The 19,642-nt window shown below is 28.5% G+C and carries 23 protein-coding genes; 2 read left to right on the forward strand and 21 right to left on the reverse strand.

Features of this window, described 5'->3' with window-relative positions; translation table 11 throughout:
* The 3 genes from steA to KGF42_RS09565 form a co-directional block, all read right to left on the reverse strand.
* A complete protein-coding gene (gene steA / locus KGF42_RS09555; RefSeq protein WP_107594194.1) occupies positions 1-1,122 on the reverse strand; it encodes a putative cytokinetic ring protein SteA in 1,122 nt (373 codons plus the stop codon).
* Between the two features lie 411 nt (positions 1,123-1,533).
* Positions 1,534-2,358: a sporulation transcription factor Spo0A gene (spo0A, locus tag KGF42_RS09560; RefSeq protein WP_003424711.1), complete on the reverse strand. Its 825-nt coding sequence runs from the start codon at positions 2,356-2,358 to the stop codon at positions 1,534-1,536.
* A gap of 141 nt (positions 2,359-2,499) precedes the next feature.
* Positions 2,500-3,555 (reverse strand): SpoIVB peptidase S55 domain-containing protein, encoded by a 1,056-nt coding sequence (locus tag KGF42_RS09565; protein WP_227826206.1) that lies wholly within the window; start codon positions 3,553-3,555, stop codon positions 2,500-2,502.
* 160 nt (positions 3,556-3,715) lie between these two features.
* On the opposite strand from KGF42_RS09565, the gene KGF42_RS09570 reads away from it, so the two are divergent.
* Both KGF42_RS09570 and KGF42_RS09575 read left to right on the forward strand, forming a co-directional pair.
* Positions 3,716-4,156, forward strand: a complete 441-nt coding sequence (locus KGF42_RS09570; protein ID WP_227821451.1) for a GNAT family N-acetyltransferase — start codon at positions 3,716-3,718, stop codon at positions 4,154-4,156.
* A gap of 59 nt (positions 4,157-4,215) precedes the next feature.
* Positions 4,216-4,707, forward strand: a complete 492-nt coding sequence (locus tag KGF42_RS09575) for a GNAT family N-acetyltransferase (RefSeq protein ID WP_227826207.1) — start codon at positions 4,216-4,218, stop codon at positions 4,705-4,707.
* A gap of 139 nt (positions 4,708-4,846) precedes the next feature.
* Here KGF42_RS09575 and recN read toward each other — a convergent pair whose 3' ends face one another.
* From recN to spoIIIAA, 18 genes are all read right to left on the reverse strand, one after another.
* The gene (gene recN / locus KGF42_RS09580; RefSeq protein ID WP_227826208.1) at positions 4,847-6,526 is read right to left on the reverse strand and encodes a DNA repair protein RecN; all 1,680 of its coding nucleotides are present in this window, start codon (positions 6,524-6,526) and stop codon (positions 4,847-4,849) included.
* A gap of 19 nt (positions 6,527-6,545) precedes the next feature.
* Positions 6,546-7,358: a TlyA family RNA methyltransferase gene (locus KGF42_RS09585; protein WP_227826209.1), complete on the reverse strand. Its 813-nt coding sequence runs from the start codon at positions 7,356-7,358 to the stop codon at positions 6,546-6,548.
* A gap of 132 nt (positions 7,359-7,490) precedes the next feature.
* Complete coding sequence (gene dxs, locus KGF42_RS09590; RefSeq protein ID WP_227826210.1) at positions 7,491-9,356, reverse strand: 1-deoxy-D-xylulose-5-phosphate synthase; 1,866 nt, start codon at positions 9,354-9,356, stop codon at positions 7,491-7,493.
* A 33-nt stretch (positions 9,357-9,389) separates the two neighbouring features.
* Positions 9,390-9,827 carry a divergent PAP2 family protein gene (locus KGF42_RS09595; protein WP_227821445.1) on the reverse strand — a complete coding sequence of 146 codons (438 nt, stop codon included), beginning with the start codon at positions 9,825-9,827 and terminating at the stop codon, positions 9,390-9,392.
* Positions 9,828-9,856: 29 nt separating this feature from the next.
* Positions 9,857-10,744, reverse strand: coding sequence for a polyprenyl synthetase family protein (locus tag KGF42_RS09600; RefSeq protein ID WP_054273213.1), 888 nt, complete (start codon positions 10,742-10,744; stop codon positions 9,857-9,859).
* 2 nt (positions 10,745-10,746) lie between these two features.
* Positions 10,747-10,962: an exodeoxyribonuclease VII small subunit gene (gene xseB, locus KGF42_RS09605; RefSeq protein WP_054273212.1), complete on the reverse strand. Its 216-nt coding sequence runs from the start codon at positions 10,960-10,962 to the stop codon at positions 10,747-10,749.
* 1 nt (position 10,963) lies between these two features.
* On the reverse strand, positions 10,964-12,169 hold the full coding sequence (gene xseA, locus KGF42_RS09610; protein ID WP_227821444.1) for an exodeoxyribonuclease VII large subunit: 1,206 nt from the start codon (positions 12,167-12,169) through the stop codon (positions 10,964-10,966).
* Positions 12,166-13,233, reverse strand: coding sequence for an O-sialoglycoprotein endopeptidase (locus tag KGF42_RS09615; protein ID WP_227826211.1), 1,068 nt, complete (start codon positions 13,231-13,233; stop codon positions 12,166-12,168). Before KGF42_RS09615 ends, xseA begins: the two co-directional genes overlap by 4 nt.
* A complete protein-coding gene (nusB, locus tag KGF42_RS09620; protein ID WP_227826212.1) occupies positions 13,217-13,723 on the reverse strand; it encodes a transcription antitermination factor NusB in 507 nt (168 codons plus the stop codon). Before nusB ends, KGF42_RS09615 begins: the two co-directional genes overlap by 17 nt.
* 80 nt (positions 13,724-13,803) lie before the next feature.
* Positions 13,804-14,166 (reverse strand): Asp23/Gls24 family envelope stress response protein, encoded by a 363-nt coding sequence (locus KGF42_RS09625; protein WP_054273208.1) that lies wholly within the window; start codon positions 14,164-14,166, stop codon positions 13,804-13,806.
* A 109-nt stretch (positions 14,167-14,275) separates the two neighbouring features.
* Positions 14,276-14,962 (reverse strand): SpoIIIAH-like family protein, encoded by a 687-nt coding sequence (locus KGF42_RS09630; RefSeq protein WP_227821442.1) that lies wholly within the window; start codon positions 14,960-14,962, stop codon positions 14,276-14,278.
* A gap of 26 nt (positions 14,963-14,988) precedes the next feature.
* Positions 14,989-15,543 carry a hypothetical protein gene (locus KGF42_RS09635; RefSeq protein WP_054273206.1) on the reverse strand — a complete coding sequence of 185 codons (555 nt, stop codon included), beginning with the start codon at positions 15,541-15,543 and terminating at the stop codon, positions 14,989-14,991.
* 11 nt (positions 15,544-15,554) lie between these two features.
* Positions 15,555-16,172 carry a stage III sporulation protein AF gene (locus KGF42_RS09640; protein WP_227826213.1) on the reverse strand — a complete coding sequence of 206 codons (618 nt, stop codon included), beginning with the start codon at positions 16,170-16,172 and terminating at the stop codon, positions 15,555-15,557.
* A gap of 60 nt (positions 16,173-16,232) precedes the next feature.
* A complete protein-coding gene (gene spoIIIAE, locus KGF42_RS09645) occupies positions 16,233-17,438 on the reverse strand; it encodes a stage III sporulation protein AE (protein ID WP_054273204.1) in 1,206 nt (401 codons plus the stop codon).
* 84 nt (positions 17,439-17,522) lie between these two features.
* Entirely contained in the window at positions 17,523-17,900 is a 378-nt protein-coding gene (spoIIIAD, locus tag KGF42_RS09650) for a stage III sporulation protein AD (RefSeq protein WP_227821477.1), read from the reverse strand.
* A 24-nt stretch (positions 17,901-17,924) separates the two neighbouring features.
* Positions 17,925-18,122 (reverse strand): stage III sporulation protein AC, encoded by a 198-nt coding sequence (spoIIIAC, locus tag KGF42_RS09655; RefSeq protein WP_009888937.1) that lies wholly within the window; start codon positions 18,120-18,122, stop codon positions 17,925-17,927.
* Positions 18,123-18,138: 16 nt separating this feature from the next.
* The gene (locus tag KGF42_RS09660; protein ID WP_227821440.1) at positions 18,139-18,660 is read right to left on the reverse strand and encodes a stage III sporulation protein AB; all 522 of its coding nucleotides are present in this window, start codon (positions 18,658-18,660) and stop codon (positions 18,139-18,141) included.
* Positions 18,650-19,618, reverse strand: coding sequence for a stage III sporulation protein AA (gene spoIIIAA / locus KGF42_RS09665; RefSeq protein ID WP_227821439.1), 969 nt, complete (start codon positions 19,616-19,618; stop codon positions 18,650-18,652). The genes KGF42_RS09660 and spoIIIAA overlap by 11 nt, the downstream gene beginning before the upstream one ends.
* Between the last annotated feature and the right edge of the window lie 24 nt (positions 19,619-19,642).

Below are 19,642 nucleotides of genomic sequence, written 5' to 3' on the forward strand. Positions count from 1 at the left end.
TTACATCTGTAATAATACTCTAAACTTCAATTGCATTAGCTGTATGAATTGTTGAACTCCTGGTGACAATGATGCAACTACCAACACAGGAAATAATGCTGTTGCTATTAATGCCCATATGTACTTTATTTTTAATTTACTTCTATACAACAAATTCACTCCTTTAGCATCTATAAGTTTTGAACCTATTTTGAGTCTAACTAAAAAAGTACTTGCCATACCTTTTCTTCCTTTTTCAAGGAAATCAATCATGTTTGAATGTGTGCCAACCGCCACTATTAGCTCCGCTTTATACTCATAAGCGATAAGCATAGCTATATCTTCACTAGTTCCTGGTGCAGGAAATACAACTGCATCCAAACCTAATTCCTGAACCCTCTCAAGACCTGGTGCTCTTCCATCTGTATAAGCATGTACTACTATTTCACTAGCCTTTTTTAACGCTTCATCACTTACACTATCCATATCTCCTACAATTACATCTGGAGTATATCCAAACTCAATTAAAGCATCTGCTCCTCCATCAACACCAACTAAAACTGGCTTTACCTCTTCTATATAAGAAAGCATTGTACTTAAATCTTCTTTATAGTCCTGACCTCTTACAACTATCAATACATGTTTATTAGCATAATTAGTTTTCACTTTTGGAATTTCTACTTCTCCAAGTATAAATCCTTTTTCTTTTTTAGCATAATCTATAGTATTATCTATAAATCTGTCCAATTCTACAGCTAAATTCTCATAAGCAGCCTTTATTTGATGTGCAACTTCATACTTGTCCAAAACTTCGCCTGCACCTAAAAATTTTCCTTCTCTATATATCTTTCCATCTACAACTTCTATAGTCTGTCCTTCTTTTAATTCTTCAAATAACTCTTCTCCAATATTATCAATTATTAGTATATTATTCTCAGTTAATATTCCTGGACCTTTATTGGGATACCTACCACTTATAGAAGGAGCCGCATTTATGACAAGTTTTATTTTAGCTTCTACTAAAGAGTTTGCAGCAACTTCATCTATATCGATATGATTTATAACTGCTATTTCCCCACTTCCAACTCTTTTAGCAAGTTTTTTGGTTTTTCGATCTACTTTTATAGGGGCCTCGACTCTCATTTTTAAACCTCCACTATCATTATTAAAATCACATTATATTATAGCATTACTTAACAATAAAATAAATGTTTTAAGTTTGTTTTGCATCTTGGGTATTCACAATGCTATATTTCATCATTTTTTTATTTAATATATTCCATAATACACTTAAAAATACAAGGTTTATCTACATTAAAGCCAATATTTATATTAAAAAATAAACCACTGTCAATTTACAACTTGTAAAGACACATACTATAACTATCGTATAATAAAATTATTATATTGATATATTAAGCAAATAATAAATAAAAATTTTGTATTTATTAAAATAGCGAAACGGTATAACCTTGCTGGTTATACCGTTTCGCTGCTTGTAATACGCATTTATAGCCAATGCCTTAATTAAAAAGCCTTACTTTTTATGTCTGTTTATTTAACCATACTATGTTCTAGTCTTAATTTATCAGCAATCATTGCTATAAATTCCGAGTTAGTTGGTTTTCCTTTAGTATTGTGTACCGTATATCCAAATAGCTGATTTATTGTATCAACTTTTCCTCTACTCCATGCAACTTCTATCGCATGTCTTATCGCTCTCTCAACTCTACTTGGTGTTGTATTGAATTTTTTTGCTATACTTGGATATAACTCTTTTGTTACTGCACCTAAAAGCTCAACATTATCAATAACCATTTTTATTGCTTCTCTTAAATACAAATATCCTTTTATATGAGCTGGTACTCCTATTTCATGTATTATATTTGTGATTTCTGTTTCTATATTTCCTACATTCTTAACAAAATCACTTCTAGTCATTTGAGTTTCTTGAACTGGTCTAGGCTTTGGCTCAACTTGAGTAACTCTATTAGAAACTAGTTCTCTAATTCTGTTTATAAACACAACAAAATCAAATGGCTTTACTATGTAGTAATCTGCTCCTAGATTTATTGCGCTTTGAGTTATCTTATCTTGACCTACTGCTGATAGTACTATTATTTTTGGCATTTTAGGTATATCCATAGTATTCAATTTTTCAATTACACCTAATCCATCTAGATGTGGCATTATTACATCCAATATTAATAAGTCCGGTTGTGTCTTTTTTACTAAGTCTAATGCTTCAATTCCATCCTTAGCTATGCCTAATATATCGATATCATCCTCATTAGACAAATACTCTTTTAATACCTGACAAAAATCCTTATTGTCATCTGCTAAAACTATTTTGATTTTTTCCACTAAAAATCCCCCCATTAAAAAACATCTTCTTATTACAGAAAACTAAACTTTTTACACAATTGCTTCCTAATTATCTACTCTAAAGCATATTCGACACTCCAAAATTATATTCCTTCTAGATAATTGATAAAATAATAAAATTTTTTAATGCCTCACCTACAATTTTATCATTTCATCTATAAAAATACCATATCCTTTTTTCGGATTATCTCTAAAAACATGAGTTATTGCACCAATAATTTTATTATTTTGTATTATTGGAGCTCCACTCATACCCTGTACAATACCTCCTGTGTATTCCAATAACTTATCATCTACTACTTTTATTACCATATCTCTATAATTTCCTTTATCATATACTATACTTTCTATTTTTATATCATAGCTTGTTATATTTTTGTTTTTGTCCTCAAAAAGAATTACTGCATCTCCTATTTTTACATCTTGTGGTGTTCCAACTTCTATTAATTGCATTTCTTTATTTGCTAAATTAAATTCTTTATTATGTTTTTCTGTAATATTACCACTTATACCTAGTTCTGAATTATTTGAGAAATTCCCCATTAAATTACTGTCATTAAAATCACCTTTTATTTTACCTACTTTTTCATTACTAGCCTTTACTATTTTTAATTGTTCTGGCTTGTATATATATCCTTGTTTTATTTTTAATAGTTCATTGGTGTCCGAATCTTTTATGGCATGACCAATTGCTTTAAACTTTTCCATGCTAGGGTCATAAAAAGTCATAGTTCCAATTCCAGATATTTTATCCCTTACCCACAATCCAAGTTTATATTTACCATTTTCTTTTTTAGTTTCTATTACTTCTGTTTTATACTTATTTTTTCTCTCAAAAGTCACATCAACTTTACTCTTTTTAACCGTATTCAAAATTTCTGATACATCTTGACTATTTTTTATTCTTTTATTATCTATTTTTACTATATTATCACCAATTTGTATGCCTCCAATATAGTCTACATCTTCCTCCTCATACCCTAAGACCAATACACCGTCTGTATTTGCTTTTACTCCAATTATATTTCCCATAGGATATACAAATTTTTTATTATGATTCTTAATTGTAAAAGCTTCTATTGGGGTTTCCGTATTACAATTCTTATTTTGAAAAATTATAAACATGGTAAAAATCGATACAGCTACTAATACTATCCAAATATTTTTAAAATTTTTATTTATTTTGTTCATATATCCATCTACTCCTATGCTGTATTATTATGTATTTATAATTCCTTTTTCCAGAAAATTTATTCATTTAAAAACCTCATTTAAAATCTTACTAAGTGCTTTTTAATATATAATATGATAGTATTATATTGTAACAAAAAGTTTGAAGGGCGGTAATATATTGAAATTAAATGTAAGAATTGCAGACATAAATAATTGGCGTGATTTAGTTAAATTGTCTGTAGATAAAAGTCAGTTAGATTATATTGAAAGCAATGCACTTTCTATTGCTGAATCTAAATTTATAACAGCTTGGATACCTGTTGGAATATATGATGAAAATTCTCTAATAGGATTTGCTATGTATGGTCGTCTAGAAGATGATAGAGTTTGGCTTGATAGATTTATGATTGATTCAAAATATCAAGGCAGAGGATATGGAAAGGCATCATTAGATTTTCTTGTAAATTATCTTAAAAAGGAATATAACTGTGAGGAACTATATCTTAGTATATTCGACGATAATAAAATGGCTATTAAGCTTTATAAAGATTTTGGATTTGAATTTAATGGAGAGCTTGACTATGGTGGCGAAAAAGTAATGGTATTAAAATCTAATTGATATTAACAAAAATATATATATATCAAGGAGGTGAAGTCATTATATAAACATATCATATAATGATGGATAAAATGGCTCAAAATACAACTTTAGAATTTATTGAAGAAAAAGATTTAGAAAACCTTGAAAACGTAAAAATTTTATTTACTGAATATTCTAATTCCTTAAATATAGACTTATGTTTCCAAGACTTTAATAATGAATTAAAAACACTTCCAGGAAAATATAAAAAACCTTCAGGCTCATTGATATTGGCATTTGTTGATGAAAATTTGGCAGGCTGTGTTGCTTTAAAAAAACTTGAAGGCAAAGTATGTGAATTAAAAAGATTATATGTAAGAAATCAATTTAGAGGGTTAAAGATAGGAAAAATACTATTAGAAGAAATCATTGAAGAAGCTAAAAAAATTGGATATACACATATGAGATTAGACACTCTTCCAAGCATGAAAAGTGCACAAGGATTATATGAAAAGATTGGTTTTTATGATATAGAGCCTTATACTTATAATCCAATTGAAGGGGCTAGATATATGGAATTAAAATTATAATTTTTAATAGGGAGTGTCTCAAAGTGGACGTTTTAGTTCAATATAACCATTAAATATTTTAAAATAATTTAATCATAAAAAATAGGTGTAAAGCATTTATCTAAAAATTCTTTACACCTGTTAAAATACCCATTTTTCACTAACACTTTTTAGCCATTTCAATAATTTCACTTGCATGCTCAATAGTTTTTTCTGTTATATTATTACCTGCTATAAGTCTAGCAATTTCATTTTTTCTTTGACATTGATTTAATTTACTAACATTTGTAAATGTCCTATTATTTGAGGTATCTTTCTCTATACAATAATGAGTATCTGCATTTGCAGCAATTTGAGGTAAATGAGTTATACATATTATCTGTTTTTTCTTTGCTATATCACTCAATTTCTCACCAACAATTTGTGCTGCTATTCCACTTATGCCTGTGTCTATTTCATCAAACACTAATGTATCAATATCATCTATATCAGCCAATATTGTCTTAAATGCCAACATAAATCTAGACATCTCACCACCTGATGCAACTTTATATATAGGTTTAATATCTTCTCCTAAGTTAAAGGATATCATAAATTCAATATCATCTATCCCATTTAGGGTAAATGAACTTGCTTCAAAATTAACCTTGAACATTACATTTTTCATATTTAGACTTTTTAATTCATCAAGAAGTATTTTTTCTAAAGTAGTTGCTACTTCTATTCTCGCATTAGTCAATTTATTAGCTTTTATTTTTAAATCTTCTTCTATATTCATCAGTTTACTTTTTAACTGTTCAACTCTTTCATCTCTATTTAATATTTCATCTAATCTACCTTTAATTTTTCCATAATACTCAAATATATCGTCTATGCTATCTCCATATTTTCTTCTTAAATTGTTAATCTCATCGATTCTAAGTTCAATCTGTTCTAACTCATAAGGTTCAAAGTCTATATTATCTTTGTAATTTCTTATATCACCAGATATATCTTGTAACTCATACATAATCCTTTCTACAGTATCACTGTATTCACTTAAAACACTGTCATATTTAGATATATCATTAAGTTCTTTAGATGCAAGACCTATTAGGTCAATAACATTATACTCACCATTATGTAATTTACTGTAACTAGAATTTAGATTATTATATATCTTTTCACTGTTTCTATAAACTTCTCTTTGTTTTAATAAATCTTCATATTCATTCTTATTTAAGTTTGCAGCCTCAATTTCATTTATTTGAAATCTTAATAAATCTATTTCTCGTTGAATTTGCATCTCATCCTTATTTTCTGTCAAGCTATTCAAAGCTTTTTTTAATTCACTATACTTATGGTATACTTTTCTATAGGCAGCTTTAAACTTTTCTAATTCATTTTCTCCAAAAAGATCTAGAAATTTCAAATGAGTATCTTTATTAAACAAAGCCTGATTTTGATGTTGACCATGTATATCTATAAGTGTAGATGCAATTTCTTTAAGAAGAGATACTTTAACAGTCCTTCCATTTACTCTAGCAGTACTCTTTCCGTCTGAGTATATCAACCTAGTTATGACCAATAAATTATCATCTTCCATACTTATATCATTTTCATCTAATATTTTTTTTAGATATATATTATCTGACAAAAACACAGCCTCAACAAGTCCCTTATCTGTTCCTTTTCTTAGAAAAGACCTATCATATTTATCACCTAGACAAAGTCCAAGTGCATCTATTATTATAGATTTTCCTGAACCAGTTTCACCTGTAAGTATATTTAAATTTTTATCAATATTCAACCTTAGCTCTTCAACTAAAGCACAGTTTTTCATATATAATTCGAGGATCAAGTCTAAGCCCCCTTTTAACCTATTTGTCTAAATTATGAGAAGCCTCAACGACTTCTATTATTTTATTATTGTGTATATCACTATCAAATTCATATACTTCATTTCCATTTCTCAAATGAATTAGATATTCTATATTTCCCTCAGGTCCCTTAATCGGAGAAAAATCTAATCCTAAAATCTCAAATCCATTTTCGACGGAGAAATCAGAAATCATTTTTATAACTTCTATATGTGTAGATTTTTCTCTAACTACCCCTTTTTTGCCAACTTTTTCTCTTCCTGCTTCAAATTGAGGTTTAATCAAAGCGACAATTTCTCCATCATGACGTACTAACTCCTTTGCTTTTGGAAGTACTAATTTTAATGATATGAAAGACACATCAATTGATGCAAAATCTGCAAACTGCTTCGTATCTTCTATTGTCACGTTTCTTATATTTGTTCTTTCCATACACACAACTCTATCATCTTGTCTCAATTTCCATGCGAGTTGACCATAGCCAACATCTATAGAAAATACTTTTATTGCTCCATTTTTGAGCATACAATCTGTAAAACCACCTGTAGATGCACCTATATCCATACATACTTTTCCATCAATAGTTAAGTCAAAATTTTTCATTGCTTTTTCAAGCTTTAAACCACCCCTACTGACATATGGTATTGGGTTTCCTTTTACTTCTATATTGCAGTCCTCTTTTACTTCTGTACCAGCCTTATCACATCTTTGATTATCAACAAAAACTAATCCAGCCATTATTGCTTTTTTGGCTCTTTCTCTACTTTCAAAATGCCCTTGTTCTACTAACAATAAATCTATTCTTTTTTTCATAAAATTACCTTTCTGTTAAAAGCTACTTTAATAATAACTAAAGTAGCTTGAAGTAACACACTTGATATTTATTCTAATTGATAAATTTTATATTTTATATAAGTTTTAATTTATAATATTCATATTAATCTTTTACTCGATAACTAGTTTTCTTATTTTATCAGCAATACTCTTTGGCGATAATCCTACAAAATCATATAATTCATCTGCATTGCCATGTTTTATAAATTCTTCTGGTATTGCTATATTAAGTACATTTACCTTATATTCATTATCTATAATAAACTTATTTATTCTACTTCCAAATCCTCCAGTTACAATATTATCCTCTATTGTAACTACATTTTTGTGATTCTTTAATAAGACATTCAGCATATCTTCATCCATTGGCTTTAAAAATCTCGCATTGACTATTGTTGGATTTATTCCTTCTTTTAATAATATTTCTTTAGCATCCAAAGCATGTTTTACCATACTTCCAATAGAAAGTATAACTGTATCTTGTCCATCATCTAATACCTCATATTTACCTAATACAATCTCTTTATATTCTCCCTTATCTAGGTAATAACTATTTCCTCTTGGGTATCTAATTGCTAATGGACAATCTAATTGTAATGACAAATCCATCATAAGTTCCATCTCTTTTGTGTCTTTTGGTGCCATTACTACAATATTTGGAATAGAATTTAAGTAACTTAAATCAAACATACCATGATGAGTTTCTCCATCATTTCCAACTAACCCAGCTCTATCTATAAGAAAAGTAACTGGCTTTTTTGTTATACATACATCGTGAATAAGTTGGTCATATGCTCTTTGCAAAAACGACGAATACACAGCGAAGTAAGGTTTCATACCATTTTTTGCAAGACCTGCTGCAAATCCTGTTGCATGTTGTTCAGCTATACCAACATCATAATATCTTTTTGGATATGCACGTTCAAATAGGTTTAGACCTGTACCAGATGGCATCGCAGCCGTTATAGCTACTATCTCTTCATTTTCATTAGCCATATCAACCAGTTTTTCTCCAACACTAGTTGACATAGACTTAACTTTTGAAGATATAACACCTGTCTTTATATCAAACTTTGATACTCCATGATATTTATCAGGTTGTTCCTCTGCAAATCTGTACCCTTTTCCTTTTTTCGTAATTACATGTAAAAGAACAGGTCCTTTTTTGTGTTTAGCCTTTCTCAATATATCTATTAAGTCTTTAGTATTATGACCATCTATAGGACCATAATATCTTATACCTAATGAATCAAAAAATGAACAGTCCTGAGGAGAAAAGCTACACATTAGTTTATCTTTAAATCTATGTGCAGTCTTGGATAAAATTTCACCTGTTTGTGTAACATTTAAAATTTTATCAACTTCATCTGTCATTTTCTCAACTGTTGAGTTTCTTATAATACTTGACAGATATTTAGACATTCCACCAACATTTTTATCTATAGACATCTCATTATCATTAAGGATTACTATCATATTGGTATTTATATATCCCAATTGGTTTAAAGCTTCAAGTGCCATACCTCCTGTTATAGAACCATCTCCAATTACAGATATAACACTATAGTTTTCTTTTTTTATATCTCTAGCACAGGCAATACCTGTAGCTATAGAAATAGATGTACTGCTATGCCCTGTGTCAAAAATATCATGAGGACTTTCACTCTCCTTTGGAAAACCACTTAGTCCATTAAATTGTCTCAAAGATACAAAACAATCTTTTCTTCCAGTAACCATTTTATGAACATAAGATTGATGTCCTACATCCCACACAATCTTATCTTTAGGACTATCAAATACTTTATGAAGTGCTAATGTTAACTCAACTACTCCTAAATTAGAAGCCAAATGTCCTCCTGTCTTAGAAACAGATTTTACTAAGAACTTTCTTATATCCTTTGCAAGTAAATCCATTTCTTCTATGCTCATATTTTTTATATCCTTTGGAGAATTTACTTTATCTAAATATTTATACATATTATCCTCACCTTTATTTTGTAAATTTTCAATTTACATCAATATTAAAGCTGTTACTATACCAAGTAAAGCTCCAAACCAAACTTCTAGTGGTGTGTGACCTATTAATTCTTTTAATTTCTTCTGCTCTATATGCTTTCCATGTTGTATGTCTGCTACTATTTGATTTAATATAGTAGCTTGTTTACCAACAGCCCGTCTAACACCTGCTGCATCATACATTATAATCAGAGCAAGCACAGTAATTATAGCAAAATCAGTAGAATTAAAGCCTTTTTCAATACCTACCACTGTAGCTAAACTTGTAACAAAAGAACTATGGGAACTAGGCATACCTCCTGAAATAAGTATTCTTGATAACTCAATTCCTTTTTCCTTGCCAGTAAATATTTTTATAAATTGTGCTAAGAAACAAGCAATCAGACTTATTCCCAAAGCCCCATTGTTAAAAATCTCCGAAAAAAAATCCATTTTTCCCTCCTCGATTTTAGCTGTATATTTTAGTATTCTCTATCTATTATATATTCAGCCAATCCCTTTAAAAAATCTACATCTTCAGATAATTTTTCTATACTCTTCTTTGCTTCATCAATCAAATTATGTGCAATTTCTTTAGATTTATCTAAACCTAAAAGAGATGGATATGTTGACTTATGATTTTCTATATCACTTCCAACCTTTTTCCCTAACTTAACTTCATCTCCTACTATATCTAGTATATCATCTACTATCTGGAATGATAATCCGATATTTTTTGCATATTTAGTTATTTCTTCCATTTGCTCTGCATTTGCTCCACCTATAGTAGCTCCTGCTCTCATACAGCCTACCATCATTGCAGCAGTTTTGTTCATATGTATATAATCTAGTTTTTCTTTTTCAATTTGCTTATTTTCACTTTCTACATCTACTACTTGACCGCCTATCATTCCATATATACCAGCACCTTTAGCAATCTCATTTATAGCTTTTAGATACTTTTCTGGGTTTTCTTTATTGATTGAACCTGCAAGCATTACTTCAAAGGCATAGTTCAATAAAGCATCTCCTGCTAAAATCCCCATCGCTTCTCCATATACTTTATGATTTGTTGGTCTTCCTCTTCTTAAGTCATCATTGTCAAGAGCAGGTAAATCATCATGTATTAGCGAATATGTATGTATCATTTCAATTGCAACAGCAAAGGCAATAGCGTCCTCTTCATTCCCTCCAACTATTTTACAAGCCTCTAATGTAAGTATTGGTCTTAATCTTTTACCTCCAGCACTCAAACTGTAGTTCATAGCTTCAATAACAGTTTTTTGGTATCCCTCTTCTTTAGGCATATATTCTTTAAGTACATTTTCTATAAAACTTGCTTTCTCTTTCAGACATTGTTTAAATTCCAATTTTACTCCTCCTCTACTTTAAAATCTTCTTCTATTCCTAATTGATTAAATTTACTTATTTTCAATTTAGCATCATCTAAAAGCTTATTACAATGTTTATAAAGGCTTATACCTTCTTCATACAAGCTTAAAGATTCATCTAAGCTAGCATTTTTAGATTCTAATTCATTTAAAATACTCTCTAATCTTTTATAAGCTTCTTCATAGGTTAAATTCATACTATACCTCTTTATTTTCAATTTTATCTATCATACATTCTAAATTTCCATCTTTCAATACTATATCTATGCTATCTTTTGTTTTCAATCCTTTTATACTGTTTATTACTTTTCCATCTTTTTGAGCTATACTATAACCTCTATCCATAGTCGCCAATGGACTTAAATTATGGAGTAATGCTCCAATTTTTACTAATTTTTCATCTTCTAATTTTAAATTATTTTCTATTCCAAAAATTATTTTATCATATATTTTGTCCAATTGTATAACTTTATCTTTTATTGTGTAAGAATCTAAATAGTTATTTATCTTATTAAATACTGATTCTAATCTATATTGGTCTAGCTCAATTTGATTTGTAAGAGACTTACTCATTCTGCTTTTTATATTTCCAAGTTTATAGTTTATATCATCTAGTGATGGAGTAGCAATCTCTGCTGCTGCTGATGGTGTTGGTGCTCTCATATCAGATACAAAATCACAAATAGTAAAGTCAGTTTCATGCCCAACTGCTGATATTATTGGAATTTGAGAATTAAAAACCTCTCTTGCTACCATTTCATCATTAAAAGACCAAAGTTCTTCTATCGAACCCCCACCTCTACCAATTATAAGTGTATCAATATTCTTCATATGATTGAAAAACCTAATTGCTTCACATATTTCTTCTGCTGATTTGTCTCCTTGTACTGTTACTGGGTAAAGCTTTATGTTAACTTTTGGGTATCTCCTTTTTATTACATTTATTATATCTCTTATAACAGCACCTGTTGGAGATGTTATAACGCCAATTGAGTTTGGCATTTTAGGTATAGGTATCTTGTATTTAGGGTCAAATAATCCTTCTTTATTAAGTTTTTCTTTTAATCTATTAAATTCTATGTGTAAATTTCCTATTCCCTCTATTTCAATTTCATTAATATATAATTGATACGCACCATCTCTTTCATAGACCGATATATATCCATTGGCTATAACTTTCACACCATTATCTAGTTTTAGATTACGATTAAAATTACTTTTAAAAATTACACAGTTTAACTTTGATGTTTCGTCTTTAAGTGATAAATATACATTTCCACTACTATGAACCTTAAAATTAGAAATTTCTCCCTTAACTTTAAGATTGGAAAGTATTGGGTCGTTTATCAAAATTCTTTTAATATATGAATTTGCTTCACTTATATCTAAAGCTCTTAGTTTCATACTCTTTCTCCTAAAAAGTTATTCAATCCTATTATAGCACACCCAACAGCATTATCAGTTGAATATTGTGGTTCTGTAAAATGAGCTTCTATATGCTTTTTTCTTAATTTCAGACTTAATTCTTTAAGAATATACTTACTTGCAGAAACTCCACCTGCAAAGACTACTTCATTTACATTGTAAGTTTCACATAAATATACTAAAGATTTAAACATATTTCTGACTACTGAATCTAATACCAACTTAGATACGTATTCTTTTTTAGTATTATCTCCATTATCTTCTATAATCTTATTTACCTGATTTTCTAACCCAGATAAATTCATATATCCATCTCTTACAGAAGTTTTCAGACCACTTTCTATTTTAAGATTACAATTTAAAGCATTTTCATCTAAATATTTTCCTGAAGGAAACTTATATCCTAACTTAACTCCTATCCTATCTATAAGTTGACCAAAACTAATATCCTTACTTCCTCCAATTATATCTATATTATATCCAAAATTATTGTATAATTTACTTTTATTATCTTTTTTAATACTTATTTTGGCAATTCTATCTAAATTAGTATTACATATATTGTAATTACTATCCTGTTTGGTTATTAAAAGTATCTCTGTAGTACCACCAGATATATGAACAGAAATAAATCTATTATTATTTTTCAATTTACTATTTAATAAACTTGATTCTATGTGATTTTCTTGATGAGTAGTCTCATAAAACCTACAACCATATATACTAGACAATAGCTTTCCAAAATTATGTCCTACATTAAATACAGGCATATATGAATTTTCAACAGGTCTAGGTTTTGTTGAGGAACAAACCCCTTCTACATTAAACTTATCTTTAAATGATTTTATCCTATCACTAAGAATCCCTAAATTATTTATGTGTTGGAATACAGCTTCACTCTGTCTTAAACCTTTTGCATTATCCCTTACTTCTAGCATTATTTTTTCATTAAATATAACTTTCTTCTCTAAAGAGATAGCTGCTATAGAAGTAGTATAGCAGCTAGTATCAATTCCAATTATTATATTATTTTCCAATTTCATCAACAACACTTCCTAATATACCATTTATAAATTTAGGAGATTTATCATCACAATATATCTTTGCAAGTTCTACAGCTTCATTTATTGATACTTTATTAGGAGTATCTAAATAAAGTATTTCACACACAGATAATCTAAGTATAGACACATCTACCTTTGGCATTCTATCTACTGTCCAGTTTTTAGCATGCTTGTTTATTAATTCATCTATCTTATCATGATTTTCTTTTAGTGCTTTGCATACTGAATTTATATATTTTCTGTCTATAACATCTTCAAGCTTAGTATCTTCTAACTTTAAATTTGAGTTACTTGAATATTGAAGAGCAAGCTCTTCATATCTATTTATAATATTCTCTGAATTATCTTTTAAAAAAGTATCTACCTTATCCTCTAAAGCTTCAAAATCTTCTTTATTAATATTTATTTGATATATAAGTTTCATTATATATTCTCTTGTTGTACTCTTTTGTGCCCTATCTTTTTTCATCAATTACAATTCTCCTTTAAGTTTAATTATATAAAATCAATTGTCATCAAAAAACCCTCTGATTTTTCAGAGGGTTAATATTAATTTTTCTTAGCTGCTTTTGCTTCTTCCTTATCAACTTTATCTTTCTTAAAGCTGATTCCTTGAATGTGTATATTTACTTGAGAAACCTTCAATCCTGTCATTGTCTCAACAGTATTTTTTACATTTTCTTGAACTTTAAAAGCTGTATCTGGTATTGACATTCCATACTTTATCGTAACCATTACATCTAAATTAACATCCTCTTCTTCTATTTGTATTTTTACTCCATTATTTTTTAACAACTTATCTGTTAATGTTGCTGTAGTTTCTATGCCTTCAACTTCTAATGCTGCTAGACCCGCTATTGTAGCTATTACATCATTAGATATTTTTACTTGTCCAAATTTATTATCTTCCATATTAAAACTTACCTCCTGATTTTAAGGAACTATTTTTATAAGTATAATAATACCAAATACAAGTCTACTTTGCAAGAAAATAACCTCAGTTAATTCTGAGGTTTATAATTTACTTATTATTATTATTTGTAAGTTTAATATTTTCATACTTTACATTAGCTTGCTCTGCAACTAAATCAAATATTTTTGCTGCATCTTTCTTTTCTAATTTAGCTTCATTTACAACGACATTAACTTTGTTATCACTTATATAAACTAATGCTTCTTCATATCCTTTTGTACTCAAAAGATTTTCTATTTGAAGTTCTTTTTCTTGAATTTTAACTATATTTAATTTCATATTAGAAGCTTCTTTTCTAGATTCTTCTGTTGTAGATGGATTATTTATCATTTCATTTAAATCTTGAACTAATTCATTTCTTTGTTTTTCTCTATTCATTTTCATATCTAAAATATAAGATGCCTTTTTCATATTTTTTTCAGATGATAATTGAGCTTTTATTTCTTTACTTGTTTCAGTTGCCTTTTCCTTTACTTTACTGGCTTTGCTATCAACTATGTCAATATCAGCACTTTCCCTTCCGTCCTGTTTACTTACGTTACTAGAATCCTCTGTTTTGCTACTATCACTATCATCAGTATTTTTTTGTAATTGTGCTTCTTCATATGCCTTAAACTCTTTTGATGTTTCCAATAAAGATTTCTTACTCAATTGGTAATTCACTGTTCCTACTACCACTAGCATTGCAGTTAAAGTTATTATTACAAATCCTCTTCCCTTATAATTAAACTTCATTCATTTATCCCCCCGGTTATATGTATTTATTTAGAATATATTTCTACTTGATGACCAGCCACTTGTAATGATGTTTGTACTGCACTATAAAGTGTTTCTTTAACACTTGGGTCACTTGCTCCACTTGCTACTACTATCACTCCCTTTATCTTTGGCTCTGTAGTTTTTATAACTACAGGGTCACTTGAATTTGAAGTTATCATTGTTTTATTTTCACTAGAAGTCGTAACTGTTCTTTCTCCACCTTGTGCATCTTTTTCCTCTGTTGTTTCTGTTGTATTATTTGAATTAAAAGCAGGTTGTATTTCTTCACTTGATTCAAATGTAACCATTACATCAACATCCCCTGCTCCATCAATTTTAGATAGTATTGCTGTTAATTTTGATTCTAAATCATCTTTTTCTTGTTCTTTAGTAACTTGTTTTTCAGTTGTTTTGTTAGTATCTGTTTTTCCAACTTGTTTTTCATTTTTGCTACTAGGAAAACAAGATAATAAGACTAATGAAACCACACATATTCCAGCTATAGTTATTAGTGAATACACTTTTCTCTTATCTTTGTCATTTAAGTTTTTCAACATTATCCCAACTCCTATTTATCAATTTGTATATCTTCTATAGAAACATCTAGCACCTTTATTAAGTCATTTTTTAATTTTTCTTCATTTAGGTTCAGTCCATATTCTGTACCTTTTTTAAAGACTTGTTTAGAATTTTCTTTGTCATTAGAGTTTATGTTTTCTCCATCCCCTTTAGTACTATTATTTTTATTTTCTTTATTAATACTGCTATTACTTTTTGTAGTATTATTTTTTTCTTTTATTTTTATATTGTTTATGTTTGCCCCATTGAGCTCTATATCTTCTAAATCATAACCATATTCGTCAAGCTTTAACTTAAGCACCTCTTTTAAACCGTCCTCATATCCCTTGGATAAACTATTATTTCCAGTCTCTTTCGCCAAATCATTTGTACTATCTACATACTGTTTGTTATAGTTACCCATAGATTTCAAGATTCTATCTTCTAAACTCATATCTTTTGAAAAAAAACCCACTACTGGAGTTATTACAATAAATACAAACATAAAGTTTAAAACTAGGTTAACATAAGGTTTTATCTTAGAGCTTGGTAAAATCATATCTACTATATTTACTATAAACGCTCCTATCAAAACACTAACTATCCATGTCTTTATGCCCTCTAACATAGCATCCTCCTCTCTAAAAAATTTAGATTAAACGTAATAACTTTTTTATTTATATATGAATTATCCTTGACTTACGACACTTATCGATGTCAAGATAGCTACAGTCACAAAGAACATTACTGTTATAGCAATTACCGATGCTAGCATTATTATCATTAAATTTGCAACTTCATTTAAAAAATTAGATATTCCATCTTCTCCAACAGGTTCTACAATTATTGCTGCTAATTTGTATACTACTATTACTGATAAAATTTTTATCACTGGAAGTAAACAAATTCCAACAAGTAAGATAAGTCCTATTCCTCCAAATATATTTTTTATAAGCTGAGATGAAGATAATAAAATATCCACTGAATCAGATACAAACCCGCCAACAACAGGAATAAAATTACCTATAGCAAATTTAGCAGTCTTTACACTGAATTTATCAAAACTAGTTACATACAATCCTTGTATAGATACAAGACCTAAATAAACAGTAAACATTGCTCCAATAGAAACATAATTGATTTGTTTCACAAAGGAGAAAAATCTCTTTAACCTTATATTTTTTGATAAATTGTTTATTATTAAAATTCCAAATGCAACAGTAATGGATACAAATAGGAAATTTTTAAAAAATACATTTATAAATGTTACTCCTCCTATAAAGATAGGATTTAAAGTAGTAGACGTTATTGGGAACCCAATTAAAAGTAAAAATGTTATTAATATTGGCATTATAACTTGCATAAGACCTACAGTATGGTCTATTGCATCATAGCAAATCTGTAATACATCTTTGAACCCAACAAGTGTAAGTGATACCATTGTAATAAATATTATATATGTTGCTATTTGACTTACTGCACCTGATGAAAAAGAGTTTTCTAGACTCTTTAAAATGGATGATAATAGAGCCAATACCAAAATCACTGCTACTACCTTTAAGCTCGCTTTAAATTCATCAAACATCAATATCTTCAATCCATCTTTATTGAATAAATCTAAGATATTTTTTTCCCCACTAATTAAATCTTTTACAAATGATTTTAAATTAACATCATTAATAACTATTTCTTTATTTATATAATCTTGAATTTCATTTATATCAAGCTTGTCTAACTGACCATCTATATACTTATCTATACTATTTTTTGTTTCACCATATTCTTTATCTTCACTACTTGGTACTTCATTAGCAAATATCATAATAGCAAAGATATTTATAAAAAAGAAAGTAAATAAAAAACCTATAATCATTGGTAAAAATCTTTTTTTCATAAGCAACCATGCCTCTCTTCACTCTATAAACCTCAATACAACAAAAGCACTCTAATATACCTATAGTTATTTCAATATACACAACTATGGAATTATGTTCATGACCATTTCTACAATGGATAAAAGTATAGGGAAAGACATTGACATAACTATTATTTTACCTCCAAACTCTAGTTTTGAAGCAATGTTTCCTTCCCCACAATCTTTACAAAGTTGTATCGCAAATTCCATTAAGTATGCTATCCCAATTAATTTTATTATTAATGATATATACATAGTTGGGATATTAGCCTTGTTAGCTAAGTCTTGTATACTATCTACTATAAAATTCAACTTAAACATAACTGATAATAATATTATTACTCCAGTTATTATTGCTATGAAATTTGCTATCTCTGGTCTATCTTTTTTAATTACTAAACAGAGTGTAGTTGAAATGATTGCAATTCCTATTAATTGCATTATTTCCAAATTACTCCCTCCTCTTTAGTAAAGTTGAAACATTGTTCTTACAGTATTAAACAAATCACTTATTTCTGTTATCACCATACCCAATACAATTATTACACCTGCTAATGTAGTAAGACCTGCCCAATCTTTTCTATCTGTTTTTTCCAATATCATATTCAATACTGATATTAGAATACCGACACCTGCAACCTTTAATATCAATGATATTTCCATAATAAACCTCCCCATACTAAATCAATATAATACATATACCTATGCCTATAAATGTCACTAGTTTTTTATATAATATGCCCTTTTTGTTTATATCTTCCTTTGTCTCATAGGTTTGTTTTTTCAAATTTTCTATAGATAAATCTATCATTCTTTGTTGTGACTCTATATCACTTTTACCTAAAGTAAGGATTAGATTTTTCAACTCCTCGATTTCTTTATTACCTAGATAAGTTTCTTTATTTAGGACATCAATATTTTCTGATATTATCATTTCCAAAGTTTTACTTTGTTCATTGTGAAGTTCTTCTGATATTTGATAGAAAAACTTCCAAAAACAAAACTCTTTATTTCCACCTATTCTATTAAAAATTTCTTCTAATGTATAAAGCCCGAAAGATAAATCCATCCTCAAAATTTCTAGAACTCTTATTAAATCATTCAATTGTTTATGTCTACGAGTATAAGTTTTGTATATATGTTCACCTATCAAATAACTACTTCCTATTAAAAGAGCTATAATAATTATTTTAATTTGCAAAATACCATCTCTTTTCTTCTAAATCGTAAATTTTTTCAATCGTTCCTGCTCCTCTTTTTGCAGAAAGAATTATAATTTTTTTAAATAATTCTTTATCTAGAAGCCTGTTTAATTCTTTTCTATTTTGTATATCATCTATTGAATCTCCATGTACAGTAGTTATTAATCCTATACCTCCATTTAATGCTGTGTATAATGCCTTTATTTCTTTTTCGCTTCCAATCTCATCTGTCACAATAACATTTGGTGACATAGACCTTAAAAGCATTGTAATACCCAAGTCTTTTGGGCAAGTTTCTATTATATCAGTCCTTATTCCAACATCCATTTGTGGAACACCTAAATACGCACCTGCTATCTCATTACGCTCATCTACTAAAGCTACTTTTAAACCTTTAAATCCATAATACTCATTACCATTACTTAAATTCCTTACTATATCTCTTATTAAAGTTGTTTTTCCACACTGAGGTGGTGATATTATCAAAGTATTATTAATCTGATTTTTTCCTTTTATGATATGACTTAAAATCTTATCCGAACATCCAATAATTTCTCTTGATACTCTTATATTTAAAGATGATATATGCTTTATGTTTTTGACTTGTCCATCTTCCACTATTACTTTTCCAACTAATCCTACTCTATGACCTCCTCTCAAAGTTATAAATCCTTTTTTTATATCGTCCATAAATGAATGTATTGAATATTTACATATTATTTGAAAAGTTTGCTCTACATCTTCTCTTGTAACTACATATGAGTTTTGTTGATTTAAATCAAGTGTCATAGTTTTCTGATTGTAAAAATAATCTTTAGAGTTTGCATTCAGTATCAATGGTTTTTGTGAACGTAACCTAATTTCTTCTATATTTAGATTATTGTTTGATATTTTTTCTACCTTTTCTCTTATAGTTGTAGAAAGAGAGTTTATTATTTCATCAGAAAGTTTATTCATTTCTTGTCCTCCTCCTTTGTTTAT

Origin of the sequence: Clostridioides sp. ZZV15-6383, from assembly GCF_020657735.1 — a bacterium.
GTDB classification, from domain to species: Bacteria; Bacillota; Clostridia; order Peptostreptococcales; family Peptostreptococcaceae; genus Clostridioides; species Clostridioides difficile_D.